The 25,494-nt window shown below is 61.6% G+C and carries 27 protein-coding genes and 2 pseudogenes; 4 read left to right on the top strand and 25 right to left on the bottom strand.

Annotation, left to right across the window (positions count from 1 at the left end):
- Window positions 1-15 precede the first annotated feature (15 nt).
- Both ACR0AP_RS01085 and ACR0AP_RS01080 read left to right on the top strand, forming a co-directional pair.
- On the top strand, window positions 16-1,389 hold the full coding sequence (locus ACR0AP_RS01085; protein WP_480504756.1) for a pyruvate dehydrogenase complex E1 component subunit beta: 1,374 nt from the start codon (window positions 16-18) through the stop codon (window positions 1,387-1,389).
- Between the two features lie 14 nt (window positions 1,390-1,403).
- The gene (locus tag ACR0AP_RS01080; RefSeq protein ID WP_480504754.1) at window positions 1,404-2,705 is read left to right on the top strand and encodes a pyruvate dehydrogenase complex dihydrolipoamide acetyltransferase; all 1,302 of its coding nucleotides are present in this window, start codon (window positions 1,404-1,406) and stop codon (window positions 2,703-2,705) included.
- A gap of 72 nt (window positions 2,706-2,777) precedes the next feature.
- Here the strand turns inward: ACR0AP_RS01080 and cysE are convergent, their stop codons facing one another.
- Complete coding sequence (cysE, locus tag ACR0AP_RS01075) at window positions 2,778-3,587, bottom strand: serine O-acetyltransferase (RefSeq protein ID WP_209503587.1); 810 nt, start codon at window positions 3,585-3,587, stop codon at window positions 2,778-2,780.
- Between the two features lie 84 nt (window positions 3,588-3,671).
- Between cysE and ACR0AP_RS01070 the strand changes: the two genes are divergently transcribed.
- Window positions 3,672-4,010: a TraR/DksA family transcriptional regulator gene (locus ACR0AP_RS01070; RefSeq protein WP_480504752.1), complete on the top strand. Its 339-nt coding sequence runs from the start codon at window positions 3,672-3,674 to the stop codon at window positions 4,008-4,010.
- On the opposite strand, the gene ACR0AP_RS01065 is transcribed toward ACR0AP_RS01070, so the two are convergent.
- From ACR0AP_RS01065 to ACR0AP_RS00970, 20 genes and pseudogenes are all read right to left on the bottom strand, one after another.
- Window positions 3,991-4,287 (bottom strand): DUF7742 family protein, encoded by a 297-nt coding sequence (locus tag ACR0AP_RS01065; RefSeq protein WP_480504750.1) that lies wholly within the window; start codon window positions 4,285-4,287, stop codon window positions 3,991-3,993. The genes ACR0AP_RS01070 and ACR0AP_RS01065 overlap by 20 nt on opposite strands.
- 8 nt (window positions 4,288-4,295) lie before the next feature.
- A pseudogene (locus ACR0AP_RS01060) lies at window positions 4,296-6,911 on the bottom strand (baseplate multidomain protein megatron); the annotation flags it as partial.
- A 162-nt stretch (window positions 6,912-7,073) separates the two neighbouring features.
- Window positions 7,074-8,405: pseudogene (locus tag ACR0AP_RS01055) on the bottom strand (baseplate multidomain protein megatron); the annotation flags it as partial.
- Window positions 8,405-8,851, bottom strand: coding sequence for a C40 family peptidase (locus ACR0AP_RS01050; RefSeq protein WP_480504748.1), 447 nt, complete (start codon window positions 8,849-8,851; stop codon window positions 8,405-8,407). The gene ACR0AP_RS01050 and the pseudogene ACR0AP_RS01055, both read right to left, overlap by 1 nt.
- The gene (locus ACR0AP_RS01045; RefSeq protein WP_480504746.1) at window positions 8,848-9,735 is read right to left on the bottom strand and encodes a DUF2163 domain-containing protein; all 888 of its coding nucleotides are present in this window, start codon (window positions 9,733-9,735) and stop codon (window positions 8,848-8,850) included. Before ACR0AP_RS01045 ends, ACR0AP_RS01050 begins: the two co-directional genes overlap by 4 nt.
- Complete coding sequence (locus ACR0AP_RS01040) at window positions 9,735-10,367, bottom strand: DUF2460 domain-containing protein (protein ID WP_267364987.1); 633 nt, start codon at window positions 10,365-10,367, stop codon at window positions 9,735-9,737. The genes ACR0AP_RS01045 and ACR0AP_RS01040 overlap by 1 nt, the downstream gene beginning before the upstream one ends.
- 15 nt (window positions 10,368-10,382) lie before the next feature.
- Window positions 10,383-11,045, bottom strand: coding sequence for a phage tail tape measure protein (locus ACR0AP_RS01035; RefSeq protein WP_480504745.1), 663 nt, complete (start codon window positions 11,043-11,045; stop codon window positions 10,383-10,385).
- Window positions 11,032-11,241 carry a rcc01693 family protein gene (locus ACR0AP_RS01030; RefSeq protein ID WP_267364990.1) on the bottom strand — a complete coding sequence of 70 codons (210 nt, stop codon included), beginning with the start codon at window positions 11,239-11,241 and terminating at the stop codon, window positions 11,032-11,034. The genes ACR0AP_RS01035 and ACR0AP_RS01030 overlap by 14 nt, the downstream gene beginning before the upstream one ends.
- Window positions 11,238-11,558 (bottom strand): gene transfer agent family protein, encoded by a 321-nt coding sequence (locus ACR0AP_RS01025; RefSeq protein WP_267364992.1) that lies wholly within the window; start codon window positions 11,556-11,558, stop codon window positions 11,238-11,240. Before ACR0AP_RS01025 ends, ACR0AP_RS01030 begins: the two co-directional genes overlap by 4 nt.
- Before the next feature lie 4 nt (window positions 11,559-11,562).
- Window positions 11,563-11,976, bottom strand: a complete 414-nt coding sequence (locus ACR0AP_RS01020) for a phage major tail protein, TP901-1 family (protein ID WP_480504742.1) — start codon at window positions 11,974-11,976, stop codon at window positions 11,563-11,565.
- A 20-nt stretch (window positions 11,977-11,996) separates the two neighbouring features.
- Entirely contained in the window at window positions 11,997-12,410 is a 414-nt protein-coding gene (locus tag ACR0AP_RS01015; protein WP_480504740.1) for a DUF3168 domain-containing protein, read from the bottom strand.
- Window positions 12,407-12,745: a phage head closure protein gene (locus tag ACR0AP_RS01010; protein WP_480480407.1), complete on the bottom strand. Its 339-nt coding sequence runs from the start codon at window positions 12,743-12,745 to the stop codon at window positions 12,407-12,409. The genes ACR0AP_RS01015 and ACR0AP_RS01010 overlap by 4 nt, the downstream gene beginning before the upstream one ends.
- A complete protein-coding gene (locus tag ACR0AP_RS01005) occupies window positions 12,742-13,341 on the bottom strand; it encodes a head-tail connector protein (RefSeq protein ID WP_480485292.1) in 600 nt (199 codons plus the stop codon). The genes ACR0AP_RS01010 and ACR0AP_RS01005 overlap by 4 nt, the downstream gene beginning before the upstream one ends.
- Before the next feature lie 171 nt (window positions 13,342-13,512).
- A complete protein-coding gene (locus tag ACR0AP_RS01000) occupies window positions 13,513-14,691 on the bottom strand; it encodes a phage major capsid protein (RefSeq protein WP_480504738.1) in 1,179 nt (392 codons plus the stop codon).
- Between the two features lie 35 nt (window positions 14,692-14,726).
- On the bottom strand, window positions 14,727-15,284 hold the full coding sequence (locus tag ACR0AP_RS00995; RefSeq protein ID WP_480504736.1) for an HK97 family phage prohead protease: 558 nt from the start codon (window positions 15,282-15,284) through the stop codon (window positions 14,727-14,729).
- A 14-nt stretch (window positions 15,285-15,298) separates the two neighbouring features.
- Window positions 15,299-15,517, bottom strand: coding sequence for a GTA head formation protein, RCAP_rcc01685 family (locus ACR0AP_RS00990; RefSeq protein WP_267365006.1), 219 nt, complete (start codon window positions 15,515-15,517; stop codon window positions 15,299-15,301).
- Window positions 15,510-16,673 (bottom strand): phage portal protein, encoded by a 1,164-nt coding sequence (locus ACR0AP_RS00985; RefSeq protein WP_267365008.1) that lies wholly within the window; start codon window positions 16,671-16,673, stop codon window positions 15,510-15,512. Before ACR0AP_RS00985 ends, ACR0AP_RS00990 begins: the two co-directional genes overlap by 8 nt.
- Before the next feature lie 103 nt (window positions 16,674-16,776).
- Window positions 16,777-17,643 (bottom strand): hypothetical protein, encoded by an 867-nt coding sequence (locus tag ACR0AP_RS00980; RefSeq protein WP_480504735.1) that lies wholly within the window; start codon window positions 17,641-17,643, stop codon window positions 16,777-16,779.
- A 163-nt stretch (window positions 17,644-17,806) separates the two neighbouring features.
- Window positions 17,807-19,177, bottom strand: a complete 1,371-nt coding sequence (locus ACR0AP_RS00975; protein ID WP_480504733.1) for a DNA-packaging protein — start codon at window positions 19,175-19,177, stop codon at window positions 17,807-17,809.
- A complete protein-coding gene (locus ACR0AP_RS00970; RefSeq protein ID WP_480473381.1) occupies window positions 19,086-19,430 on the bottom strand; it encodes a hypothetical protein in 345 nt (114 codons plus the stop codon). The genes ACR0AP_RS00975 and ACR0AP_RS00970 overlap by 92 nt, the downstream gene beginning before the upstream one ends.
- Before the next feature lie 691 nt (window positions 19,431-20,121).
- On the opposite strand from ACR0AP_RS00970, the gene ACR0AP_RS00965 reads away from it, so the two are divergent.
- Entirely contained in the window at window positions 20,122-21,387 is a 1,266-nt protein-coding gene (locus ACR0AP_RS00965; RefSeq protein ID WP_480505788.1) for a DEAD/DEAH box helicase, read from the top strand.
- A gap of 89 nt (window positions 21,388-21,476) precedes the next feature.
- Here the strand turns inward: ACR0AP_RS00965 and mltG are convergent, their stop codons facing one another.
- The 4 genes from mltG to ACR0AP_RS00945 form a co-directional block, all read right to left on the bottom strand.
- Window positions 21,477-22,634 carry an endolytic transglycosylase MltG gene (gene mltG / locus ACR0AP_RS00960; protein ID WP_480504731.1) on the bottom strand — a complete coding sequence of 386 codons (1,158 nt, stop codon included), beginning with the start codon at window positions 22,632-22,634 and terminating at the stop codon, window positions 21,477-21,479.
- Window positions 22,635-23,900, bottom strand: a complete 1,266-nt coding sequence (fabF, locus tag ACR0AP_RS00955; RefSeq protein ID WP_480504729.1) for a beta-ketoacyl-ACP synthase II — start codon at window positions 23,898-23,900, stop codon at window positions 22,635-22,637.
- A gap of 180 nt (window positions 23,901-24,080) precedes the next feature.
- Window positions 24,081-24,824: a 1-(5-phosphoribosyl)-5-[(5-phosphoribosylamino)methylideneamino]imidazole-4-carboxamide isomerase gene (locus ACR0AP_RS00950; RefSeq protein ID WP_480504727.1), complete on the bottom strand. Its 744-nt coding sequence runs from the start codon at window positions 24,822-24,824 to the stop codon at window positions 24,081-24,083.
- A 122-nt stretch (window positions 24,825-24,946) separates the two neighbouring features.
- Window positions 24,947-25,486: a GNAT family N-acetyltransferase gene (locus ACR0AP_RS00945; RefSeq protein WP_480504725.1), complete on the bottom strand. Its 540-nt coding sequence runs from the start codon at window positions 25,484-25,486 to the stop codon at window positions 24,947-24,949.
- Window positions 25,487-25,494: the final 8 nt, after the last annotated feature.

Here is a 25,494-nt window from a genome sequence, read left to right as displayed (position 1 = left end):
GAGGACGAATAAGACATGGCAACCGAAATTCTCATGCCCGCCCTTTCCCCCACGATGGAAGAGGGCACGCTGGCCAAATGGCTGGTCAAGGAAGGCGATACCGTATCTTCGGGCGACATCATGGCCGAGATTGAAACCGACAAGGCAACGATGGAGTTCGAAGCCGTCGATGAAGGCATCGTTGGCAAGATCCTGATCGCGGAAGGCACCGAAGGGGTCAAGGTGAACACCCCTATCGCAGTGCTGGTCGAAGAAGGCGAAGACGCCTCTGCCCTGCCCGCAGCAGCCCCTGCAGCCGCAGCGGCGCCCGAGGCCGCCCCCACAGCAGCCCCGGCCCCGGCTCCTGCCGCAGCGGCCCCCGCTGCTCCAGCGGTGGACCTGTCACCCGACTGGCCCGCGGATGCCGAGATGAAGTCCGAAACCGTGCGCGAAGCATTGCGCGATGCAATGGCCGAGGAAATGCGCGGTGATGAAAACGTCTATCTGATGGGCGAGGAAGTCGCTGAATATCAGGGGGCCTATAAGATATCGCAGGGTCTGCTGGATGAATTTGGCTCCAAACGCGTGATCGACACCCCGATCACCGAACACGGGTTTGCCGGTATCGCGGTGGGTTCGGCCTTTGGCGGTCTGAAACCGATTGTCGAATTCATGACCTTCAACTTCGCCATGCAGGCGATTGACCAGATCATCAACTCTGCGGCCAAAACGCTCTATATGTCCGGTGGTCAGATGGGTTGCCCCATCGTGTTCCGGGGGCCCAACGGGGCCGCGGCCCGCGTGGCCGCACAGCACAGCCAGGACTATGCCGCGTGGTACATGCAGATCCCCGGTCTGAAGGTCGTCATGCCCTATTCAGCCGCTGATGCCAAAGGTCTGCTGAAATCGGCCATCCGCGATCCCAACCCGGTTGTGTTCCTGGAAAACGAAATCCTCTACGGCCGCTCTTTCGAAGTGCCGCAGGTGGATGACCTGACCATTCCGCTGGGCAAGGCCCGCATCTGGCGCGAGGGCTCGGACGTGACCATCGTCAGCTTTGGCATCGGCATGCAATACGCGCTGGAAGCTGCCGACAAGCTGGCCGAAGACGGCATCAGCGCCGAAGTGATCGACCTGCGCACCATCCGCCCGATGGACACTGGCGCCATCATCAACTCGGTGATGAAGACCAACCGTCTGGTGACAGTGGAAGAAGGCTGGCCGCAGGGGTCCGTCGGCAGCTACATCAGTTCGGTCGTGATGCAGGAGGCGTTTGATTACCTCGACGCACCGGTCATCAACTGCACCGGCAAGGACGTTCCGATGCCCTATGCCGCCAATCTCGAAAAGCTGGCCCTGACCACCACCGATGAGGTGATCGCCGCCGTCAAACAAGTGACCTACCGGTAAGGAGCGACAGACAGATGCCTACAGAAATTCTGATGCCCGCCCTGTCCCCGACGATGGAGGAAGGCACGCTCGCCAAATGGCTGGTCAAGGAAGGCGACACCGTCTCCTCCGGTGACCTGCTGGCCGAGATCGAAACCGACAAGGCCACGATGGAGTTCGAGGCCGTTGACGAAGGCACCATCGGCAAGATCCTGATCCCCGAGGGCACCGAAGGGGTCAAGGTCAACACCGCCATCGCGGTTCTGCTGGAAGACGGCGAAAGCGCCGATGACATCGGCACGGCTCCGGCGGCTGCCCCCGCAGCCGTCGCGGGCAACGAGGCTGCCGCGCCAGTGGCACCCGAGGCGCGCGCCCCTGCCCCGGCCGCTCCGGCCAAGGCAGATGGCGGTCGGATTTTTGCCTCGCCTCTGGCCCGCCGGATTGCTGCGCAAAAAGGTCTCGACCTGACACAGATTTCCGGTTCCGGCCCGCATGGTCGCATCGTCAAGGTCGATGTCGAAGGCGCAACTGCCACCGCGCCGGCAGCGGCTCCTGCCACTGCTCCCGCCGCCGCCGCGCCCGCAGCTGCCCCAACAGCTCCGTCTGGTCCATCGGCGGATATGGTCGCGCGGATGTACCAAGGCCGCCCGTACGAGGAAATCAAGCTCGACGGTATGCGTAAAACCATTGCTGCACGCCTGGGCGAGGCCAAACAGACCATTCCGCATTTCTACCTGCGCCGCGATATCAAGCTTGATGCGCTGCTGAAATTCCGTGGTCAGTTGAACAAGCAGTTGGAAGGTCGCGGCGTCAAGCTCAGCGTCAATGACTTCATCATCAAGGCCGTCGCCAACGCGCTGCAACAGGTTCCGGCCTGCAACGCCGTCTGGGCAGGTGACCGGGTGCTGCAACTGAAACCGTCAGATGTGGCTGTTGCCGTCGCAATCGAAGGCGGGTTGTTCACGCCGGTCCTGCAAGACGCTGACATGAAATCCTTGTCAGCCCTTTCCACCGAGATGAAAGACCTTGCCGCCCGCGCACGCGAGCGCAAGCTGGCTCCGCATGAATATCAGGGCGGCACCTTTGCCATCTCGAACCTGGGCATGTTCGGCATCGACAATTTCGACGCCATCGTGAACCCGCCCCATGCCGGTATTCTGGCCGTCGGCACCGGCGTCAAGAAACCGGTTGTCGGGGATGATGGCGAGCTGACCGTGGCAACGGTGATGTCTGTCACCATGTCCGTTGATCACCGGGTCATCGACGGCGCGCTGGGGGCCGAGCTGCTCAAGGCCATTGTCGACAATCTGGAAAACCCGATGGTCATGCTGGCGTAAGCCATACCGACCTCGCGAAAAAAAAGGCCGCCTCGATATTCGAGGCGGCCCTTTTTGTTAGTTCAAATCGACCTACTGATCTTTGCCCAGCATGTGGTCCATCGAGATTGACGGCTGATCGCATCCGGCCTCGCCCACGATCTTGGCCGGGATACCGGCAACGGTCTTGCACGGCGGAACGTCCTGCAACACCACCGAACCGGCAGCGATACGGCTGCAATGGCCGACCTTGATGTTACCCAGAACCTTTGCCCCGGCCCCGATCAGAACACCGTCTCCGATCTTGGGATGGCGGTCTTCCTCTTCCTTGCCGGTTCCGCCCAGCGTCACCGAATGCAACATCGACACGTTGTCTCCGACCACGGCGGTTTCACCGATGACGATGGAATGGGCGTGGTCGATCATGATCCCCTTGCCGATCCTTGCGGCCGGGTGAATATCGATGCCGAAAATCTCCGACGATCGCATCTGGAAGAAATAGGCCAGATCAAAGCGCCCCTTGCGCCACAGCCAATGCGCGACGCGATAGGCCTGCATGGCCTGATAGCCCTTGAAATACAGGATCGGCTGCAACAACCGATGGCAGGCCGGATCACGCTCGTAAACCGCCATCAGGTCGGCGCGGGCGGCTTCCAGCAAACCGGGATCGTTTGCATAGGCCTCGTCCACGATCTCGCGCAGCACCATCATCGACATTTCGTTCGAACACAGCTTGGCCGCGATCCGATAGGACAGCGCACGCTCAAGGCTGCGGTGATGCAGGATACAGGCGTGCACAAGCCCGCCCATAAGCGGTTCTGTCTCGACGGCTGCTTGGGCCTCGGATGTGATACGGTCCCAGACCGGATCGACCGGTGTCACAGGGCTGCGTTTTTCAAACATAGCTTTTGATCCTTTGCTGCGCCTAGAATGCCATTTAGTGGCAAAAAGGCCAAACGCAAACCCGTGATCCGCGATACAACGAAAATGAATGAGTCCGAGCGCACATATTTTGAAACACGAATTCGCGAGCGTCTGGCCGAACTGGATCAATTGTCCGCATCAGGCCAGCAGGCTCTGGCCGTTGTTGAACTGGATCAGCAGGCGGTTGGTCGCCTCAGCCGCATGGATGCGTTGCAAAACCAGGCGATGGCAAAGGCGCAACAGGTGAATCGCAATGTCGAAACCCGCCGCCTTCAGGCCGCGCTTATGCGGCTGGACGAGGGGGAATACGGGTATTGCGAGGATTGCGGCGACCGTATTCCCGATGGGCGATTGTCTCTGGATCTGGCTGCCAGCAAATGCGTCAGCTGCGCGACCGGGTGATCAGAAACTCGGCAAGATGGTGCAGAACCAGCGAAAAACACTGACAATATTGCAAATCGTCAAACCCCGGCTCATCGGCCAGCACCCTGTTGCGCGCAACCGCCATCAGCGAGCCATTGCCGTAAACCGGATGCAGCCGACCCGTGCGCGCCCGGTGTATGTCGGCCAGTTCCGCCTCATGGATCATCCGGACGCATAAGCGGGTCCGGTCAGGCGGCGGCGCCGCCAACAAGGCGCGCGCCGCGGCACTTACATCACCGTGCAATAGCGGTCGCATCAGACCGCTTACCCGACAACCAGACGCGCCATCGCACCGGGGCCGTAAATGGCCGACACCTGCGCAATCCCGACCTCATATGACCCGGTCAGACCATCTGTCGCCTTCATCGCCGCCGAATAGGACCACCCCGGCAGGGATGTCATCTCTTCACGGACAACGGTTCCCCCCGCAAAAACACGCACAAGATAGGATTCGCTTTCCTCGCCCAGCGGAACCTCCAGCCCTGACCAGTCATCCCCATCCAACCGGGCGCGCCGCACCCAGGTCAGGTGATCGCCGGTTGCGTCGGATCGCACCTGAAGGTGAACCGGGGAATACGGGCGCAAACCATTGCCGTCGAATGAGGCGATCAGGTGCTGGTAAGCCGGATCGTCGTAACCACGGGTCGCCGGGCCGATGCGATAATGCTTGGCCAATCCCCGCTCGTTACGCAACAGGTTGATCTGCTGCACCTGATCGTTCAGCAACACGAATATGGACCCGTCCGGCCAGACATCCGGCATCAGGGCATCCGACCCCAACTGGCCCCTCAACCGCCCGGACAGGGCGTAAACGCCGGGGGAGTCAAGCGTGGCATCCGAGAACTGGAAAACCTCCCAGTTGCCGGGTGTTCCGTCGCCGATGGCCGCCAGATTGACACCGTTCAGAACCGCGCCACGCGGACGCGATTCCAACTGACCGGCCAACAGCCGCACCTTCACGGCCGCGCCTTCGTCCCAGACGCCGATACTGGCGCGCCTCAGCGGTGTTTCGGTCACGCCCACAATGGCCTGACCGGGGATCACATCACTCAGGCTGTACCCCTCATCGGTTGAGGAGGAATAAACCGTCGCGGCCCCCGGCCAGGGATCAGCGGTCACCGCAAGATAAGGTGCATGCGGGACCTCTGCCCCGGTGATCAGCGGCAGGTCCAGAAACACCGGCAACACGGGAACGGGCGCGGCATAGGGTCTGACAACCGCCGGGTCGTCGTGCAGTTGCGATCCCTTATATACACCCTGTTCAACCCGGACCGCTTCGACCAATTGCAGATCGGCAGATTCCAGACGGTCAATCCGGTAAAGGGGGCTGTTTTCGGTCTCTGACAACCGCACCAGATCACCTGCGCCCAGATGCAGCAGCGATGGCGGCAAGGCAAACCGCACCGTATCGCGGGAAACACGGGCCTCGCTCAACCAGCGCTCAGCCGTTTGTCGGCCTTCGGTGCGTGTCATGGATAACGGCATCTCATTGACCGAGACCGAATGCGTGCTGTCCTCGGGCAGAACCGCCTCTTCCGCAACCAGATCGTGATCCGCATCCGACTGGACAAAGCGCAGGCGCACGCGACCCGTCATCTCGGCCTCGGCTTCTCGCCGGTGCTCAACCGTGCCATCCAGATCGCCGCTGATCGCCAGATGATCAGGGTTCAGGGCAATCGCGCCATAGCCATCGCGCATCTGAAAGCGCAAGATGCCGTTCCGTTCGATCGCGTCGAACCCATAGCGCAGCATCAGCGGCTGCAAAGCCGACCGCGCATTTGTCACATCTTCGATGACATATCCTCGAACCACGCCGTAAAGCCCGGTAACATCGATATTTGTCACCCCTGCCGCGTGGCAAATTTCAGTCACGACCGAGGCCAGCGTGCGCGAGCCGGACCGGCCGTTCAGCCAATGCCCCCGGTCATAGTTTGCCCCATCATCCCACTGGCTTCGCAGATTTGGGAAGGTCGGAAACGGGCGGGTATCCCACGCCCAGACATAGGCATTCGCCAGGTCCAGCATTGGTCCGCCATAGACTTGCGACACCGGGTTGACGTTCGGGTCGCTCCAATATCCAAGGGTCGCCGCCAGGTACTGAACCTGAATGAAATCGTCACGCAGTCCGTTTGAATATGCAGGCAACAGCGATTCAGACGATTTCGGGTCCAGAAACTTGTTTGGCTGGTTCGTGCCCTTGTCGATTGCCGCACATCCCAACTCGGTAAACCAGATCGGCTTTGATCCGGGCACCCAGTCGGTCGGATTGGGCTGACGAACACCGCCGATCCGCTCGTGATGCAGATTTGACCACCAGCCGCGCAGGTCCTTGTAGCGCCAGACCCATGGCTCATCATGCTCCTGATCTTCGATGGGCGTTCTGATCTGTGCCTCGGCCTCTTCCGGCGAGGCATAATACCAGTCATACCCCTCGCCCCCTTCGATATTGCCGCGCAGATACCCAAGGTCATAGACTGACGGCGCACCTGCCTCGGCGTCCACGTGATTTTCACCATCACGCCAGTCGGACAACGGCATGTAATTGTCGATGCCAATGAAATCGATGTTATCATCCGCCCATAGCGGGTCGAGATGAAAATACCTGTCCCCGCTTCCATCCGGCTGATATCCGAAATACTCGCTCCAATCCGCCGCATAGCCGATCTTGGTCTCTGGCCCCAGAATCTGGCGCACCTCTGCCGCCAGCGCACGCAGTTGCGCAACGGCGGGAAAGCCCGAGGCTCCGCGTATCTGGGTCAGGCCACGCATCTCGGACGAGATACAGAAGGACGACACCCCACCAGCCGCCTTGCACAACATGGCATAGTGCAGAATGAACCGGCGCAGGCCCCATTCCTGCGGGCCAGAGTATTTGACGATTTTCGTGGCCGGAACCGGACCATTGCCAAGCAAGCCGCCAAACGTGCCGCCACCGTTTACCCATTGCAAATCGCCAGGCCCGCGATCATCCGGCCGCCCGCCAAGCACCGGGCCCGAGCCGCTGGTGCCGCTGCCGCCGCCCGTGTCCACCGGGGCGTCAAATCCTTCGTTGATCGTAAAATCCGCAGCACTTGCCGTCCCAAAGAACGCGGCCACCTGCGCGTCCGCCGCCGCGGTCTGATCAGCAGACCCTGCGCGCCCCGGCGCCACATCCAGCGTGATCCGTCCCCGCCAAGGCAGGTGGGGCTGACTTGTGGCCTCCGACCAGGGATCAGGCAGCCCGTTTCCCTGCAATTGCTCCATCAGGATGAACGGATAGAACATGACCCGCTTTCCCGACTGGTTGAGGTGTCGGATCGCCTCGACCACCGCCGGGTCTGCGGGTGTTCCACCATAGACCGGGCGGCCGTCCTGCCGCGCGACCTGGCCCGCCGTGCTGCGGACCTGATCCGACACGATCCATGGCATGTTGCGGCTGTCCGTACCACTCTGTTCGACCTTGGGCCGGATCGTGCATGTGCCGCATCTCAGATCGTCACCGAACCACGACACCACCAACGAGGCCGCGTCGCAATTTGGCAGCTCGGTCTCCAGCGCACGGGTCGAGCTCACAAGATCCGATACACCCGACGCGGAATGCACATTGGCCGCCCAGCTTGTCCCGGATTGGGTATAATTCACCTGCGAACGGGCCAGCGCATACTCGCCCGTACCCGGAATCATCGCCACGCCCCGCACGATCTGCGGCAGGGCGCTTGGGTAATCCGGCATGTCGCGCTGCGCGGGGCGCACCACCTCGAACGAGAACTGCGGCACCCGGTTGCCAAAACTCGCAAGCTGGAAATCCTCGATCACGACATAGGCTGTACCGCGATAGGCCGGCACCGTGCCCGTCCCTTCGATTGCTTCGATCAGGGGATCGGGCAACTGATCCTGCGTGCCGTGATAGATGCGCATGTTCAGCCCGGATCGGTCCTGTTCTTCCCCGTCTGCCCAGATGCGCCCGACATCGGCAATCTCGCCTGCACCAACGGCAATGGCCAGCGAAATCGAATAGCTGTAGCTGACGGTGGTCACTTCGGGGGTCTTGGGTTTGCCTTTGCCCCCGCCTCCGCCGCCCTGCGTTTCACGGGTCTCGGTCTCCAGAAAGTCCGAGGCCCAGATGACCTGACCGCCCACGCGCATACGCCCAAAGACCGTAGTCACCGGCGCGCCCTCGCCGGTTTCCGTCAGCCTGAACCGGTCCATGCGGCCTGTTTCGATGACTTCGCTGCCACTGCCCATGACGGACTGGCTGAAGAACCTCTGGTCGATGACCCGCCCGACCGTCGCGCCAATGGCCCGGCCAATGATCGCGGTGGACAGGCCCGCGACCGTTCCGCCAATTGATCCGCCCAGCGCCGCCCCGGCTGCGGAAAGAAGAATAGTAGCCATCAGAGCACCTCCAACGGGAATTCGAAACAGGAAACGACCCTGCGGCGCCATGGGCCGCTCAGCGCGTTCTCGACGACGCCATGGCCGGAATAGGCGTGAATGAACCTTGGTTCCGGGCCTGCGACGCTGACGATGCCAAGATGTTTGGCCACGCTGCCATCGCGCATCCGGAACAGCAGAACATCTGCGACCGCAAAATCGGTGGGCGGCTTTTCGACCAGATGCCGCCGCGCCGCCGCCCACATGCGTTCCTCGCCCTGCGGCTCGGACCAGTCCAGACTGTAGACCGGAACCGCCTCGGGCTCCTGCCCGATCACGGCGCGCCAGACGCCGCGCAGCAGGCCCAGACAATCCGTGCCCGCCCCCTTGGTCGAGGCCTGATGCACATAAGGCGTCCCCAACCAGCTGCGCGCTTCCGCGACAATATCCTGCCTGTGTATCGTCACCTCAGGCTCCCTCCGCTGTTGGCTTTGCTCTGTTTGGGAACGGCCATCACCCAATCTTCGCCCGGAAGATCTGGAAAGCCCTGAAAGTTCAGCAGGTTGTTGAACTTCAGGCGGCAGGTCTCCATGCGTTTGTCGCACCCCGCCCGCAGCCTGACCATGTCACGCGGCACCAGGCTTTCCCCGAAACCGGACCAGAGCGTGATCTGCCGCCCTTCCGCCACCTGCCGGTCATGCTTGATTGATGACCAAAGCCCCTTCGCCGCTCCCGACACTACGTCGACCCTGCCGCGCTCGAACCACCCGTCATCGATGGTTCCCCCGCCTGCCACAAGCAGAACGGTTCCGCCATCGAAACCGGTGACGGCGCCCTCAATCCAATAGCCGGGCGTATCCATGCCGAACCGACAGGTCCGGTCCCCCAATACGGCAGTACAAGGCTTCTGATACACGCGCCCCAATGGGCGGTTCAGCAAATCGGTCAGGCCACGCAGCTCCGCGTGGAATGCGCCGCCTGCGCGCCGCAATTCCCCGATCGAGCCCCGGAACTGAAGGATACGCTGATCCGGGTCGGCCCAGTTGACCAGCCACGCGCGCACTTCGGCCCCGTCGAACCGCCCCGCCTCTATATCCTCTTCGCGAATGGCCGCATCCGACAGCGCGCCCATGGCTTCGGTGTTGTCAATGGACAGGCCGGTGGCCTGCTCGATGGCCGCCGCCGTCAATCCGGTGCTGGCCCTGAACGTCAATCCGTCAAAGCCAAGCTCCAGATCGTGATCGGTGAACCCGTATTCCTGACCATCCCGGCGTCTGATCGCCCAACACCGGCACACGGTGGTCATTCCGCTTTGCAGATGCGCGTGCAGGCCCTGTTCATCCACAGCCATCAGACACGCACCTCGACCACGGGAACGTTCGGCGCCTCTCCGGCCTGAAAACTGGCGACGCTGGTGTGGATCTTGTCGGTGTCAAACCGCACCGGCACATCGAATTCGAACCCGGCGGTGATATCCACCTCTTCCGGTGGCGGGTCGGCAAAGGTGATCCGGCCTGTTGCCAGATCAACCTCGAATTCCACGCCCTCCCGGATCTCATCCTGATCCAGCCCCAGACGCACCGTCCCAAGCACCGGCTTGACGATAGGGCGGGCATAGCTGACCCCGCCCGAGCTATAGGTCTTGATCAGCTGAAACTCGGTTCGCACACCGTCGCCGCGTGCGATAACCTGATCTCCGACATCGACATCCAATGTGGCCTTGCCGGATTTGAAATCCGACCAGTCCTTCCAGCGAAACCCGTACATCTGGCCCTGCCGCGCCTCGAAGAACGAGATCAGCGTCTCGATATCGTCCAGCGAGCGCATCCCCAGCCCCGCGTCATATCTGCGCCGGGAATGGGCCCAGGGCGTGTTTCGCTCTTCGAACCCGTTGGCCAGCGTCACAATATCCGTGCGCCGCTCGGGCCCCCCGACCGAGCCAAAGCTCAGGCTGGCGGGAAATCTCACCTCGTGGAAAGTCATCACCTGCTCCCTGATTTACCTGTTGCGATTGCCGCGCCCCAACGCACGGCTCATCTGTGCTGCAATCTGCCCCTGCGAGCGGCGGAACCCCTGCACATCCGGGGTCGTGATGTTCATCACCACATTCACCGAATGCCCGCCGCCCTGCGTGCGCACGCCCAGCTTGCCGTCCGTGCCGCGCGCCAGCGGCATGATCGCCTCGGGGCCAGCCTCGCCCATCAGCCCGGTGCCGCCCCGCATCGGAAACATCGTCGGGCTGCTGACCACGCCGCCATTGGCAAAGGGCATCACCCGGCCCTGGCTGAAACTGCCACCATCGGCAAAGGGCAGAAGACCCTGCACCAACCCGCCGACCGAGTTTGCCAGCAATCCGCCAAAATGATCCGTCACCGGCTTGATTGCGGCCGCATAAGCCGTTTGGATCAACGAGTTCTTCAGCACATCCAGCGCGCCCGACAGGCTCATCCCGTCCAGAACCACACCATCAAAGGCCTTGCGCAAACCGCTGGACATGCCCCGCTCCAACGTGGCGACATCCTTGCCGGTTTCCTCGAATGCGGCGCTGATCCGCTTCATCTGGCTGTCAAACGCCGCGGCCATCGTCGCAGCATCACCCAGGGCATCGCCCAGCGCCGCGCCCCGTTCCTGCAAGTCGTCAAACCCGTCACGATCCGTCATCACGCTCTCCTTGTTGCTTGTCCGGGAAGGCGGCCAGCAGCGCGTCAAGGCCTGCCCGGTTCATCGCGGACATCCCGGCGCCCTGCCCCAGCATCAGCCGCAGTTCTGCCGGAGTCAGACGCCAGAACTGATCCGGCGTCAGCCGCAGCCCCAGAAACCCGGCCCGCATCAGGGCGGGCCAGTCAAACCCGCTCATGTCGTTTCCGGCACCATGAAGGCGCGGGCCAGCAGTTCGGCCGCCGCTTTGGCCGCAGCCATCGGGCCGCCCTCGATTTCGGCATGAAGCAGGTCGGCGCGGCTGGTATCCCGGCCCCCGCCCCGCAACCCGGCAACGATCAGCGCCAGCACGTCACTGCTGGAATACGCGCCACCCTCGAACCGCTGCACCAGCTCGACCAGGGATCCGGTGTTCAGCTCCTGCTCCAGTTCCGCCAAAGCGCCCAGCGTCAGCTTGAGCACCCGCCGCTCTCCATCGATGGTCAGTGCCACCTCGCCCGTCCACGGATTGGCCATGCGATTACAGCGCCGTAAAGCTCAGCGCACCGGCGCTTGCCATGCTCATCTCATAGGTCGCCTCACCGTTGTGCGAGCCTGCATATTCGAGGCCCGTCACCTGAAACGCCCCCTCGACAATGCCGAAATCGGGGATGATCACCTGAAACGCCGGGGTCTCGCCGTCAAAGAACAGCTGCCGCGCACGTTCGTCCGTACCTGCATCCTTGAACACGCCCGAGCCCGAGATCGAGGCCGATTTAACCCCCGCCCCCGACAACAGCTCGCGCCAGCCCCCCTGGCTTTCCAGGCTGGTGACATCCACGCTTTCGGCGTTGAAACTGATCCGCGTTGCCCGCAGGCCCGCAATGGTCTGGAACAGGCCCGTGCCGTTCATATCCACTTTGACCAAAAGGTCTTTTCCGTTCTGGGCAGCCATGTGCTCTCTCCGTTGATTGCTTAGTCGTCTTCCACGCGGGCGCGGAATCTCAGGTCGATCTGGCGGATGCTGCCGCCTGTCCCGGTTCTCCGGGCCGAGGCGCGCTCGAACCACAGCCCGACCAGATGCCCGCGGCTCAGAACCAGCGGCGCATTGTCCAGCGCGTCACACACCGCCCCGGCCAGCGTCTTTGCCGCGCCAAACCCGGCGGCTTCGGACACCACCGAAACCGTAAAGCGGTGGATCGCACCCGCGCCCGACCGGTCCGAAGCGTCGCGGACCTCTTCCGGGCCCAATGTCACATAGGTCTGCGGAACCGTTCCCGCGGGCACCGCGTCATAGATCGCGCCACCGGACTGGCCGCTGACATCCGCATCCCCGGTCAGGTGCTGAAACACCGCCGCCTGCAGGGCGGCTGATACGCCATAACTCATGCCGCCACCTCTTCATCCGCGAAACAGGTCAGGTACTGGCCGCGCGCGTCGCGCTCAGCCACGGCGCGGATGACGAAACGGCGATTGCCTTCGCGAAACCGCTGATCCGGCGCCGGGCGCATGGTCGATCCCTCGGGCGCGCCCCGCACCACGATGCGATACCCCACGCGCGAGACGGAAACGCCAGCGATCTGCCGTTCCGCACCACTGCGCGCCGTGACCTCGGCCCACAGCGTTCCCAGCGCGGCCCATGCCTCGGTATATCCTCCGGCCCCGTCAGCGCTGCGCATCGGGGCCTCAAGGACCAGCTTGCGGTTCAGACGCGGCGTATTCATTGCACCACCCCCGCACCAAAGCGCACCATCCGATAGCGCTGGATCAGGCTGGTAACCCCAAACGGCATACACCCCGCGCCCAGCGCGGTCTCGTCCCGGTATTCGTAATAATGCGCCGCCAGCAGCAGAACCGCCTGGCCCAGATCGGCGGGCAAACCGGCCCAATCCGTGGCCATCCCGGCCGTGAAGGAGATCTTCACCGCACCCCCCGTTGCAATCGCAGGCAGGGCCGACCCGACCGGCCGCACCCGCGGGCGCTGGCCATCGCGTTCCAGCCGATACACCGCCGCATCCGCAACGGTTTCAGAACCTGCAGCATCGGTCAGCGTCATGGCCAGCACCGATGTCACCGGAGCAACCGGTAAAACCTCGCCCAACGGATCGCGCCAACCGCTCAGGCTCCATGAAAAGTCGCGCTCGATCAGAACCTTGCCGGTGCGCGCCTCAATCGCGGCCATGGCCGCCCGCAGGAACCCCTTCAGCACCTCGTTCTGAACATCATCCTCGGCAAAGCCCCTGCCCAGCCGCAGATGCGCCTTGAACTGATCCACCGGCAGCGCCGCATCCGCGATGGCGGTTTCTTCGATCAACATCATCCATTCACTCCGCAATCTCGGACCCCACCGGGGGCCTCAGTCAGGAAAATGACGGGCACGCGCCGCCCCACGTTGCTCGGACGGAGGGGAGCAGCTAGACAACGCGGGGGATCTCACCCCGGCCCGCGCCCGCCGCCCGAGGGGCCGATGGCCCCCCGGATTCGCCACCGCTTAGGCGATGCCGAATTTCACCAGCTTGATGGCTGCAAAGTCGCTCACATCGCCGCCCACACGCTTGGTCGCATAAAACAGGACATGCGGCTTGGCGCTGAACGGGTCGCGCAGCACGCGCAGATCGGGGCGCTCGGCGATGGTGTAACCGGATTTGAAGTCGCCAAACGCGATCGAGAAGCTGTCCGAGGCCGCGTCCGGCATGTCCTCGGCAATCAGTACCGGATAGCCCATCAGGCGCGCGGGCTCACCGGCGGCCAGACCGTCCGACCACAGGAAACGGCCATCGCTGTCTTTCAGCTTGCGGATCACACCCGCCGTTTTCGAGTTCATGACGAATGTGCCATTGACCCGGTATTGCGCGCCCAGCGCATAAACCACATCGACAATCGCATCCGCATCGACGCCGCCATCGATGCCGGTGGCAACATACCCCAGGCTACCCCAGGACCATGTGTCATCGGAAACCGCACGGTGGATCATCAGACCCTTGGGTTTGTCCACACCGTCACCCGTGATAAAGGCCGCCGCCTCGGCACGGGCGAACTTGTCGGCAATCCGACCGGCCAGCCAGCCCTCGACATCGAACGCGCTGTCATCCAGCAAGCGCTGCGAGGCTTTGGGCAGCGCGCTCAACTCGTGCAGCGGGATCGAGATGCGATCGATCGACGGGGTTCCGGTTTCGGAAGTGGCCGAATTCTCATCTGCCCAGCCGGCACCGACATCGGTATGGTCGATCAGCACATCGAACGAATTCGCCTCGACATTCACCACCGACGCAATCGAACGGATCGACGCAGTTGCGTTCAGAACCGACTTGATCGTCTCGGCAGTCTGCGGATCGACCAGATACCCGCCATCGCTGTTGACGGCTGTGGACAGCGATTTGCTCTCCATCTCCAGCCCGCGCAGCCCATCATCCTCGCCCGAGCGTACATAGGCGTCGAACGCCTTCTGGTGCGGGGCTCCGTCCAGGGTCGAGGCCGCAAGATGCGGGCGCGCCGCGATAGTTGATTTACGATCCAGCATGGTCAGTCGCTCTTCTGTCTGTTGCAATTTGGTTTTAACTTCAGCCTTCAGGCCCTTGAATTCATTCACGAAGCCAGCCATCGCCTGCTTCACCTCCTGAACCAGGGGCGCACCCTCTCCGGTCAAGGCCGGGGTCTCGGTCTTGCTCATCAGCATGTCCTGTTTTTGGGTGGGTTTGAGGCGCGCTAGGTCCGCGCCAGCTCCTGCCGGGCGTTGTTGAACACCTCGGCAATACTGCGCCAGGTGTTCTCGGCGTCGGGGTCGCTCCCCTTTGCCGCCACCCGCGCACTGGGCAGCATCGGGAATGTCACCAGCGACACCTCCCACAGCTCCAGTTCGGTCAGGACCCGCTGGCCCTTGTCATTCTTCACGGCCCGTTTGGTGCGGTAGCCGATCGACAGGCCATCCATCGCACCCGCCCGGATCAGCTCGGCCGCTTCCCGGCCTTTCTGGGTGCTTTCCAGCAGGCGACCCTTGACCCACAGGCCCTTATCGTCCTCGCGCACTTCGTCCCAGACACCTATGGGTTGCGCCGGGTCGTGCTGCCACAGCATCTTGACCCGCTGACCCGCCTTGGCGAGCCCCTCAAGCGAGGCGCTATAGGCCCCGCGCTGCACCATGTCACTGCCCTGATCAACTTGCCCGAACAGGCTGGCATAGCCTTCGATCACCGCATCCTCGGTCACTGACAGGATGTCACCGAACCCTGCGAACTTATGCTCCAAATCCATGAACTTCTCCATGTAACCCACTGAACTTATGGCGTTACCACTAGGAATGACTGAAACGCCTGCGCCAGGATCACTGCGGCCACACCATAGACCGTCAGCCACAGCCGTTTCTCCAGCCGCTCCATCATCTCTTCGATCTGATCCAGCCGCCTGCACAGATGCGCGTGCTGGATCTCGGCCACCCGCTCATGCGCGGCCAGACGTAGCCCCGGCGCGCATTCGAACGGCGGATACCCCTCAGCCATCGGCACGCTCCGGCAACCCCAGCAACCTGCGTTTTTCTACATCGCTCAGGAATTCCGCCCGGTTGACCCGCGCCCATTGCGCATCCCGCTCGGCGGACAGGGCCGTTACCTGATCCAGATCGGGTTTCAGGATCAGATCCTCACCGGTAAAGCCCGTCAGCCACTCCGACACCGCCGCCGCCACCCGCGTCACCAGGGGCAGCACGGTCAGGCGGTAAAACGCCCGGTTGGCCTCCTGATAGTTCGAATAGGTCGCGTCGCCCTGTATCCCCAGCAGCATCGGCGGGACCCCAAAGGCCAGCGCGATCTCGCGGGCGGCGGCTTCCTTGGTCTTCTGAAACTCCATGTCTGAGGGGGAAAAGCCCATCGGCTTCCAATCCAGCCCCCCCTCCAGAACCATTGGACGGCCAGCATTGCGCGCCCCGCGATAGTTCTGCTCGATCTCGTCGGACAGGCGGCGGAACTGCTCCTCGGCCATCATTCCGTGCCCATCACCGCCTTTCCACACCAGCGCCCCCGAGGGCCGCGCGGCATTGTCCAGCAGCGATTTCGACCACCGCGAGGCGCTGTTGTGCACATCAATCGCCGTCGCCGCCGCTTGCATCGGTGAGAACCCATAATGATCATCCTGCGGGTGGAACGTCTTGATATGACAGATGGCCTCGGCCGCGAACCGGTGCGTCTTGCCGCCGACGCTGTAATCATAGGCCTTGGGCCACCCATCCGCCCCCGGCACCACGCTCATCCGGTCCGAGCGCAGAACGTGCAGCTCAACCGGCAGCCCGTCCTCAGCCTGCACCGCCTCGACATAAGCATTGCCCGACAGCAGCAGCTGCCCGAACAGGGCCTCCAGCATCTCTGCCCGCCCCTGCGCCGCATTCGGGCGTCGCAACAGGGCCAGGATCGGATGCGCATCGAAACGCTGCCCCTGACCCTGCAATATCAAGGGCAGAGCCGCCGCCGATTCAGCAATCAGCTTGACCGACCGAAACCCCACCGGATTGCCCGAAAATCCCGTCCGCGTCAGAGACACCGTGTCCCGCGGGCTCCACGCCACGCGCCCGCCAGTCTGCCACGCCACCACAGGCCCCGTCGCGCTCGCCTTCGCCTCGGGCGCGCTGCCGGCCGATCCACGACGCAAGAAATCGAATACCATCTGTGCTCCTTTCTGCCGCCGCTCTGCCCGGCTTGTTGAAAGGAGTTATGACGGAAAGACGTTTAAGCCTTGGGAATGGGGCGTACGGGGGGGGGGCAACGGGTCAGTTCTGAATTGAGGAAAGAAGTGAACTACGTGCTGCAATCATACCTTCACGCACTTCGTCAATGGACAGACTTTCGAAATCACCAGGACGATTTGTAGTTTCGACCGTCAATCGAAAACCTGTTCCGAAAGGTTGCCAAATCGAACATTCCCTCACTAATTTTGTTTCAGCATCCCAAAGACAACTAAAACCCTCCCGCACGTCACCTTGCCTAAAAACATCAGGTGAGTCCCAATTCCAGTAGTATGCAGGTTTCCCAGGGTCTGCCGGGGAAGAAACACTGAACTCCACCAACAACGGCATGAAGTGGTTAGAGTAATTGCTGCACCAAGACGGCGGATCAGACGCCATACAAACAGCAGACAAGGATTTGTGTACGGCTACAGGGTTGATCTTGATCTCATTCACAGAAATTACTCGAGAAGCATTCTCGCTGATCCCACACAGGTAGGAGTGCTCTCTTTTTCTCTCTGGGTTGGCCCAGTATTTTTGCTTCTCTTCGGGCCATACGAGAGGGCGCATTTCCGAGGGTATACTTAGTTTTTGACCTGCAACGTTTACCAGCAGAGGTTTACCGTCGCAGGAGTTTGGCACGTACTGCCCCCACAACATACTTCCTGCGACCAGTGCTGCTAATCCACAAACAACAATTGCTGAAACCACTGCTGGCACTCCGAGCAAACGCAAAATTGCACCCCAACCGGCACCAGCCCCGGCAGCAAGCAACGACGCTACAACAACGATTACATAGCCAAGCCCATCATACTGCGTGCCTGAAGGCATTTGTCTGATAAACAGCAATGGCAGCGCGGCGAGCAACGCAGTGAAGAGCAGTCGCCAAAATGACCTAAATCGAACTGCCATAGCAGCACACATTGCGACTGCGACCAAGGTCAAGCTAAAGAGTGTGGGCGAATTTATTGGAAACAAATGACAAATACCCTTTGAATTCAAGATGCATCTGCCTGTCTCAAATATCCATTCTGGAATTCCTTACTCAGACTTCTAGCGGTATTTGCTATTCAATTCACAACGCCCGCACCCTCGGCCTTCTAAACACCCCCGCAGGCCCCACAACTAACTCATGCAGCGCCCAGACCAGCGCGTCGACCCGGTCGGGCGAGCCCTGCCCTTCAAACCCGCGCGCGGTCATCTGGCACATCTGCTCCTCCAGCGCGTCCAGCCCGGCCACATGGGCCACCCGCCCCTGCTCGTACAAAGCCGCGACCGGCTCGGCTCGCGCCACCTTGCCGCGGGAGGCCCGCACCGCACGATAAGGGACCAGAGGATCCACTTGTCGCACGACCTCTTCCACCAGTTGCCCGCCCTGATTGACCTCGGCCACCAGCCGTTCGGCCCCGAACTCATCCATCGCGTCAATCGCCGCCTGCGCCCAGCCTGCCGGGCCAACGCCCTGCACCGTCCGGTCAGCCAGCACATAGGCGCGCCACGCCTCGGGCGGGCCTTGCACTTGCGCGCCAACCACCACGATCCCGCAGGCATCCGCGCCTGACCCGGACGTCACCGCCGGATCCAGCGCCACCACGATGCGATCCAATTCGGGCACCTTTGCGCACCGCGCCGCCTCAAGCATCGAACCCGTCCACAGCGCGCCTTCCGCATCCGACAGCAGCACTCCGTCCAGCTCCTGCCGCCCCAGCCGTGTACCCGCATAGCGCGCGCGCACTTCTTCCAGAAACGACGCCGCCAGATTGGCCCGGTTCGCCTCGGTTGGCGCATGGGTCTGCACGGTGGAGGGCGACGCCAGCAAATCCTTCAAAACCTTCACATTGCGCGGTGTCGTGGTCACGCAGACCCGGGGCCTCTCGCCCAAACGCAGCGCAAATTGCAGCATGTCCCAGGTCTCGCCCGCTTTCTTCCACTTGGCCAGCTCATCCACCCAGGCCGCATCGAACTGCGGCCCGCGTAGCCCTTCGGGATCATGCGCTGAAAACGCCTGCGCCTCGGCCCCGTTGGGCCAGATCAGCTTGCGTTCGGATGCCTTCCACGTGGGCCGACGATCCGGGGGCGAGCATTGCAATATCCCGCTGTCGCCAAAGATCATCACGTCGCGCACCTGATCGAATGTTTCACCCACTAGCGCCACGCGGCACGCCTCGCCCTTGTCCAGCGGTTTCGGCCCCTCGACCATCGACCTTACCCACTCAGCCCCGGCGCGCGTCTTGCCCGCACCGCGCCCGCCCATGATCACCCAGGACCGCCAGTCGCCCTCGGGCGGCAATTGATGCGGCAGCGCCCAGAATTCAAACAGGAAAGGGAGGGCACACAGCCCCCCCTCCCCGATCTCACTCAGAAATCTCTCCCGCACCGCAGCATTGGCGGAGGCGAGCCAGCCTGCACCCGATCTCAAATCGGGCCCGCTCAAGGTCGAGCGCATAGCCCCCTTGGGCAATTCCGGCTTGTCTGTAATGTTGTTCGACAAAGCTTGTCTCCACTTTCTGGCAACTTCGGATCAGCCCCTCCAGCTGACCGAGTTGCTTGGCTGAACCAGCAAGATCTGCATCCTCCCCGGCACCGATCTGTTTGCGCAGGTCTTCTGCCGCTTGCCGCAGATCGCGAATGGACCTTTCCAGGGACTGCAACAGTTCAGCCGTCTGGGAAATCCGCTCTTCCGGGGTAATCAAAGTCATGTTTGCCTGTGACCTCATGCGTGAGTGTTCTCCGCACGAGAGAAACGAAAAAACGGCCACCGGGTCACCCCGATGCCGTTCGCCCACTTCTTCTAGCATGACACAACCTATACGGGATAAAGCGCGCAAAGTCAAGGGTTTACGCAACAGTCGCGCAACAGGGATCGTACGGTGCAGGTTAACGGACAGTGAATTTCCGGCTGTGGTAACCCTCGGCCTAAACGCCGCCCGGGCCCTTTTTCCTCCCTAGCCCTGACCGCCTCACCGACCAGAGGGGTTAATACAGGGTTACCCCTGTGCCGCTTTCAGCGTGTACAAATTGTACAACCCCCGCGCGGACGCGTGTACGAACCTGACATTTTCCGAAATCGCGCTCAAAATCGCCCGCATCACCCGATTTCGGCGCCGCAGGGTCCGGCGCGCTGCAAAACCAGTCCTTGACATTTCCCCCCGAAACCCTCATGTGCCCCTCATCACGGCGCCACCGCGTGAGCATCGTCGGGCTTCAGGCCCCACAGCGCCAACACATAACTCCCGGTTCCCCTTCACGCAGGGTTCTTTACGCGATGGCCGGATGGCGCTGGATTCGCCCGCGCATCCCGAGGTCTCGCACAACCCTGCCGGTCACATGAACGTGGCCAGTCATCACCTGCTCGCGGGGCTTAACCTGCGGGCTGTAAAGGATAATTTTTTGTTCGACTTCGACATGCTCGGCCTCGCGCCGACACTGAACGACGCGTTGAAACGCGCCAATTTCACACAACCCACCCCGATTCAGAACCAGGCCATTCCGCTGGCCCTGAACGGGCATGACATCCTCGGGCTGGCCCAAACCGGCACCGGCAAGACACTGGCCTTTGGCCTGCCCCTGATCGACCACCTGCTGGCGCAGCCCGGCAAGCCCGATCCCAAAACAGCCAAATCTCTGATCCTCGCCCCTACACGCGAGTTGGTGAACCAGATCGCCGACAGTTTGCGCATCCTCACCAAAGGAACAAAGCTGCGGGTCGCAACAGTTGTTGGTGGCCAGTCGATCAACAAACAAGTGATGTTCCTCGCGCGCGGCACCGATATTCTGGTTGCCACACCGGGCCGCCTGATTGACTTGATGGAACGGGGCGCTGTTGACCTTGGTTCGGTGCGCCATCTGGTATTGGACGAAGCAGATCAGATGCTTGACCTGGGCTTCATTCACGCTCTGCGTCGCATTGCACCTGCACTGGGCACGCCCCGCCAGACCATGCTGTTCTCGGCCACAATGCCGAAACAGATGGAGGAGCTCAGCCGCGCCTATCTGAACAATCCGCAGCGGGTGCAGGTTTCGCCTCCGGGCAAGGCCGCAGACAAGATCACCCAGTCCCTTCACTTTGTTTCGAAACCCGGAAAACCCTCGAAACTGCGCGAAATCCTGTCGCAGGACGCGGATGCTCTGACGCTGGTCTTCACCCGCACAAAGCACGGCGCTGAACGGCTGATGAAAGGGCTGGTGGACGACGGCTTCAACGCGGCGTCCATTCACGGGAACAAAAGCCAGGGCCAGCGCGACCGGGCGATCAAGGCCTTCCGCGCAGGTGAGGTGAACATACTGGTGGCCACCGACGTTGCCGCGCGTGGCATCGACATCCCCGGCGTCGCCTATGTCATCAACTTCGACCTGCCCGACGTGCCCGACAATTACGTCCACCGAATCGGGCGCACCGCCCGTGCCGGGCGCGAGGGGGAAGCGATCGCTTTCTGTGCACCGGAAGAAGTCGACCTGCTGCGTCAAATCCAGAAGCTGATGAAAATTGAAATCCCTGTCACAAGCGGCACCATGCCGGAAGGGGTCGAGGTTCAGCAACCTGCACGTCGACAAAACAACCGCCGTCGCGGGTTCAAGCCCAAACCGGCTAACGGTGATGGGAAACCTTCCAGCAGCAGACGGCGCCGTCCCAACAAAAGACGTTCAGCCGCCTAAGGACTGAACAGGCTGCCAAAGAAAACGCCGACGCCAGTTTTCATACCGGCGTCGGCGTTTTCGTTGGCAAATCCAGCAATCCGCCGGGCTTAATTCCCCGAGCTTTGCTGTTCCTCAATTTCGCGCCATTTGGCAACATTGCGATTATGCTCCTGCAGGGTTTCTGCAAACGCATGACCGCCCGAGCCGTCGGCGACGAAGAACACATAGTTGGTGTCATCCGGCGCGACCGCAGCTTCAAGGCTCGCCAGACCCGGATTTGCGATCGGCGTCGGGGGCAGCCCGTCAATCTGATAGGTGTTCCACGGTGTCGGACGGTTCAGTTCGCTGCGCCGCAACCCGCGGCCCAATGTGCCCTGCCCCTTTGTCACGCCATAGATGACGGTCGGATCTGTTTGCAGGCGCATCCCCTGTTTCAGGCGGTTCACGAACACACTGGCGACCTGGCCACGTTCCTCCGGAACACCGGTTTCCTTTTCGATGATAGACGCAAGGATCAGCATCTCTTCCGGAGTGTCCAGTGGCAACCCGCCTTGGCGGCTTTCCCAAACCGCGTTGATCCGCAGTTGTTGCTTGTCCTGCATGGCCTGCAAAATCGCATTGCGATCCTGTCCGGCCACAACATCGTAACTGTCCGGGGCCAACATGCCCTCAGCCGGGATCTCGGTCACTTCACCTGACAGCGCTTCGAATGATTTCAGAGCTTCAACCACCTGCCACGAGGTCACACCTTCGGCCAGCGACACGCGATAGCGCGTGTCAGCTTCGTTGCGCTTCTCGGTATAGGCATCAGGCGTTTCTTCCTCTGCCGCATCAAATGAAGCAATCTCGACAAAATCCAATGTTGCCGGGTTCAATTCACGCACGCGGGTTTGGGTGCGTGTCACACCGATACGGTATTCGATTTCCGACCCACAAGTACTGGCGCCGCTGCTGGTGATCTCTTCGATGATCTGCGCCATAGACGCACCTTCGCGCACCAGAAAGCTGCCCGCTTTCAACCGCTGCGCCTGATCGGTATAGTCAGCGGCCATCCGAAACAGAATTGAACTGCGAATGGCACCCTGATCTTCCAGATCGCGACTGACACGTGTCATGTTCGAGCCGCTTTTGACCTGAAGGCAAATCGCAGTTTCAAGTGGGCCTTCGGCCTTGTACTGCGACTGTCCCCACAAGATCAGACCGCCCACCAGAAACAGGCCGACCACCAGGATGGTCAGCGCATTCGAAGCGATGGCCCGCCACATTTAATTGACCTTTCCGAAGATCACGCTGGCATTGGTTCCACCAAACCCGAACGAGTTCGACAGCGCCACATTGATTTCACGCTCGCGCTTGGCATTGGGGGCAAGATCAATCGGAGTTTCAACAGCCGGGTTGTCCAGGTTGATTGTTGGCGGTGCGACCTGATCGCGGATTGCCAGGATTGAGAATATTGCCTCAATCGCGCCTGCAGCACCCAGCAAGTGACCGGTTGCCGACTTGGTCGAACTCATCGTCGCATTCTCGGCATGCTCGCCCAACAGACGCTCAACCGCGCCCAGTTCGATCGTGTCCGCCATGGTCGAGGTGCCATGCGCGTTGATGTAATCCAGGTCTTTCGGCTCCAGCCCGGCGCTGCGCAACGCCGCTCTCATGGAGCGTTCGGCCCCGTCGCCATCCTCGGACGGGGCGGTGATGTGATAGGCGTCGCCCGACATACCATAGCCCAGAACTTCGGCGTAGATCTTGGCACCGCGCGCCTTGGCGTGCTCGTAATCTTCCAGAACCACGATGCCAGCGCCCTCGCCCATCACGAAACCGTCACGGTCCACGTCATAGGGTCGGCTGGCAGCCTTGGGATTATCTGCGAATTTGGTCGACAGCGCCTTGCATGCGTTGAAGCCGGCGATACCGATCTCGCAGATACAGCCCTCGCCGCCACCTGCCACCATGACATCCGCGTCACCTGCCCGGATGATGCGGCTGGCGTCGCCGATTGCGTGCGCCCCGGTTGAACATGCGGTCACGACCGAGTGGTTCGGCCCTTTGAACCCGTGACGGATTGATACCTGCCCCGAGGCCAGGTTGATCAGTGCGCCCGGAATAAAGAACGGAGATACCCGACGCGGACCCTTGTCGCGGATCAGGTTCGCGGTATTGGCAATCGATCCCAGACCACCAATGCCCGAGCCGATCAGAACACCAGTACGCAGGCGCGATTCTTCGTCTTCCGGCAGCCAGCCTGCATCCTTACAGGCCATTTCAGCGGCCGCGATGGAATACAGGATAAAGTCCTCGATCTTGCGCTGCTCTTTCAGCGGCATCCAGTCATCGGGATTGAAGGTCCCGTTGGTTCCGTCGCCGCGCGGCACCTCGCAGGCGTAGGTCGTTGCGACCCCGCTTGCCTCTGCATCGAAATGCGTGATTGGACCTGCGCCGGACTCTCCGTCCAGCAGCCGCGACCAGGTTTCCTCGACCCCGCTGGCCAAAGGAGTGACCAATCCAAGACCGGTTACAACGACTCTGCGCATGAAGTGCCTCTTGCCTGCTTCCTCTTATGAGAACCGCTCATACCCCGGCCCGGGGTGCGGGGGCAAGAGCAACGGTTCTTTCCGCCCTGGCGTCCTGCCGCCGATTTCCCAAGGAAACCGGAAATTCGGCGCTTGTCAAAAACCGCCCCTTCGCGCGTCCAGCCGAAAGGGCGGAGTTGCTTACTGAAACTGCGCGACCGGCTCGTGGGCCGATTTGGCAGTTTCAAGCGCTGTGGCCAAGTCCAGTGTCTTGCGGAACAACGCACGCCCGACAATCGCGCCCGAGATATTGGGGATGTATGCCAGCCGCGAGATATCGTCTGCTGTGCGCACGACACCGCTGGCAATCACCGGGGTACGCGAATGGTTTGCCAGCCGCGAAATCAGACCAAGCTGTGCCTCGACATCTTCCATGTCACTGTCGATGTCGGTTACCACGATAGCGGCAAAGGGCGCATCGCCGAACGCATCAATAAAGGCTTCGGGCGTGAATGCACTTTGGCTGCGCCAGCCGTCAGTCATGACAAGGCCTTGCCACACATCAACCGACAGCACGATCTGATCCGGGTAAAGCTTGGCCAGTTCCTTGACCAGGTTCGGTTCCCGCGCGGCCAGCGTGCCAACCACAACGCGGCCCGCGCCCTTGTCGATCCATCGCTCAATCTGTTCGCGCGTGCGCATGCCACCCGCCAACTGCACCGGAATCTCGGCCTTGCGAATGATATCTTCGACCAGCTGCGCGTTGGTATCCTTGCCCTCGATCGCGTCGAAATCCGTCAGGTGCATCCATTCGGCACCCGCCTCTGCCCAGCTCCGTGCGGTTTCTACCGGATTCACGTGCCAGATCATCGCATCATCCAGACGACCTTTGTCCAGTGAGACACACCGGCCGTTCTGCAGTTCCATCGTGGGGTAAATCCTCATGAGCTCGGTCCTCCGCTCAATCGTTTTGAAATCCCCGGCACCATACAACTGGAATGCCCGCCCGAAATCTCCGGGATCGGCACAGTTTGGCCATTTTGCGGCATACTGATTAAGTGGCGAATTTACGCGCGGGCTGGCGGTCCGTTGCGCCTTAACAAATGCACCGGGGTTTCATTATACACCCCTTCCCGCATCAGAACATAGCCAAGCTTTTTGGCGAGTTTCTGCGAAGACGCGTTCGATGCGTTTATCATCGCGACCAACGGTCCGGGAATCACCCGGTCAAACCAGTCATGCGCAGCCTTGGCGGCCTCGTATCCCAATCCCTGCCCTTGTGCTTCGGGGACCAGTACCCACCCTGCCTCGGGGAAGCCGTCGAAATCCTCGCCCATGCGTCGGTTGCTATAGAAGAATCCGGCTTGCCCGATCAGCGTACGATTCGATTGCTGCATTACGCCCCACTGACCAAAACCGGCCATCTGCCAATGCCCCGCATTACGCAGGAAAGAATCCCACGCTTCGCCACGCGATCGGGGAGAACCGCCGATATGCCGCACGACGCAAGGGTTACGCCAGATTTCCGCGAACCGGTCAAAGTCCTCTGGGCGCATAGCGCACAGCGTCAAACGCGCGGTATTTATCATCGGAGTGGATCTTATCATGCCCTGTC

It is taken from the genome of Ruegeria sp. AF7 (assembly GCF_056541885.1).
This window is presented reverse-complemented; position numbering and strand designations above follow the sequence as displayed.

Excerpts from the sequence above, each read along its gene's own strand:
- ACR0AP_RS01085 (WP_480504756.1), top strand. The coding sequence starts at position 16 with ATGGCAACCGAAATTCTCATGCCCGCCCTTTCCCCCACGATGGAAGAG.
- ACR0AP_RS01080 (WP_480504754.1), top strand. The coding sequence starts at position 1,404 with ATGCCTACAGAAATTCTGATGCCCGCCCTGTCCCCGACGATGGAGGAA.
- cysE (WP_209503587.1), bottom strand. The coding sequence starts at position 3,587 with ATGTTTGAAAAACGCAGCCCTGTGACACCGGTCGATCCGGTCTGGGAC.
- ACR0AP_RS01070 (WP_480504752.1), top strand. The coding sequence starts at position 3,672 with ATGAATGAGTCCGAGCGCACATATTTTGAAACACGAATTCGCGAGCGT.
- ACR0AP_RS01065 (WP_480504750.1), bottom strand. The coding sequence starts at position 4,287 with ATGCGACCGCTATTGCACGGTGATGTAAGTGCCGCGGCGCGCGCCTTG.
- ACR0AP_RS01045 (WP_480504746.1), bottom strand. The coding sequence starts at position 9,735 with ATGGCTGTGGATGAACAGGGCCTGCACGCGCATCTGCAAAGCGGAATG.
- ACR0AP_RS01040 (WP_267364987.1), bottom strand. The coding sequence starts at position 10,367 with ATGACTTTCCACGAGGTGAGATTTCCCGCCAGCCTGAGCTTTGGCTCG.
- ACR0AP_RS01035 (WP_480504745.1), bottom strand. The coding sequence starts at position 11,045 with ATGACGGATCGTGACGGGTTTGACGACTTGCAGGAACGGGGCGCGGCG.
- ACR0AP_RS01030 (WP_267364990.1), bottom strand. The coding sequence starts at position 11,241 with ATGAGCGGGTTTGACTGGCCCGCCCTGATGCGGGCCGGGTTTCTGGGG.
- ACR0AP_RS01025 (WP_267364992.1), bottom strand. The coding sequence starts at position 11,558 with ATGGCCAATCCGTGGACGGGCGAGGTGGCACTGACCATCGATGGAGAG.
- ACR0AP_RS01020 (WP_480504742.1), bottom strand. The coding sequence starts at position 11,976 with ATGGCTGCCCAGAACGGAAAAGACCTTTTGGTCAAAGTGGATATGAAC.
- ACR0AP_RS01015 (WP_480504740.1), bottom strand. The coding sequence starts at position 12,410 with ATGAGTTATGGCGTATCAGCCGCCCTGCAGGCGGCGGTGTTTCAGCAC.
- ACR0AP_RS01010 (WP_480480407.1), bottom strand. The coding sequence starts at position 12,745 with ATGAATACGCCGCGTCTGAACCGCAAGCTGGTCCTTGAGGCCCCGATG.
- ACR0AP_RS01005 (WP_480485292.1), bottom strand. The coding sequence starts at position 13,341 with ATGATGTTGATCGAAGAAACCGCCATCGCGGATGCGGCGCTGCCGGTG.
- ACR0AP_RS01000 (WP_480504738.1), bottom strand. The coding sequence starts at position 14,691 with ATGAGCAAGACCGAGACCCCGGCCTTGACCGGAGAGGGTGCGCCCCTG.
- ACR0AP_RS00995 (WP_480504736.1), bottom strand. The coding sequence starts at position 15,284 with ATGGAGAAGTTCATGGATTTGGAGCATAAGTTCGCAGGGTTCGGTGAC.
- ACR0AP_RS00990 (WP_267365006.1), bottom strand. The coding sequence starts at position 15,517 with ATGGCTGAGGGGTATCCGCCGTTCGAATGCGCGCCGGGGCTACGTCTG.
- ACR0AP_RS00985 (WP_267365008.1), bottom strand. The coding sequence starts at position 16,673 with ATGGTATTCGATTTCTTGCGTCGTGGATCGGCCGGCAGCGCGCCCGAG.
- ACR0AP_RS00980 (WP_480504735.1), bottom strand. The coding sequence starts at position 17,643 with ATGGCAGTTCGATTTAGGTCATTTTGGCGACTGCTCTTCACTGCGTTG.
- ACR0AP_RS00975 (WP_480504733.1), bottom strand. The coding sequence starts at position 19,177 with ATGCGCTCGACCTTGAGCGGGCCCGATTTGAGATCGGGTGCAGGCTGG.
- ACR0AP_RS00970 (WP_480473381.1), bottom strand. The coding sequence starts at position 19,430 with ATGACTTTGATTACCCCGGAAGAGCGGATTTCCCAGACGGCTGAACTG.
- mltG (WP_480504731.1), bottom strand. The coding sequence starts at position 22,634 with ATGTGGCGGGCCATCGCTTCGAATGCGCTGACCATCCTGGTGGTCGGC.
- fabF (WP_480504729.1), bottom strand. The coding sequence starts at position 23,900 with ATGCGCAGAGTCGTTGTAACCGGTCTTGGATTGGTCACTCCTTTGGCC.
- ACR0AP_RS00950 (WP_480504727.1), bottom strand. The coding sequence starts at position 24,824 with ATGAGGATTTACCCCACGATGGAACTGCAGAACGGCCGGTGTGTCTCA.
- ACR0AP_RS00945 (WP_480504725.1), bottom strand. The coding sequence starts at position 25,486 with ATGATAAGATCCACTCCGATGATAAATACCGCGCGTTTGACGCTGTGC.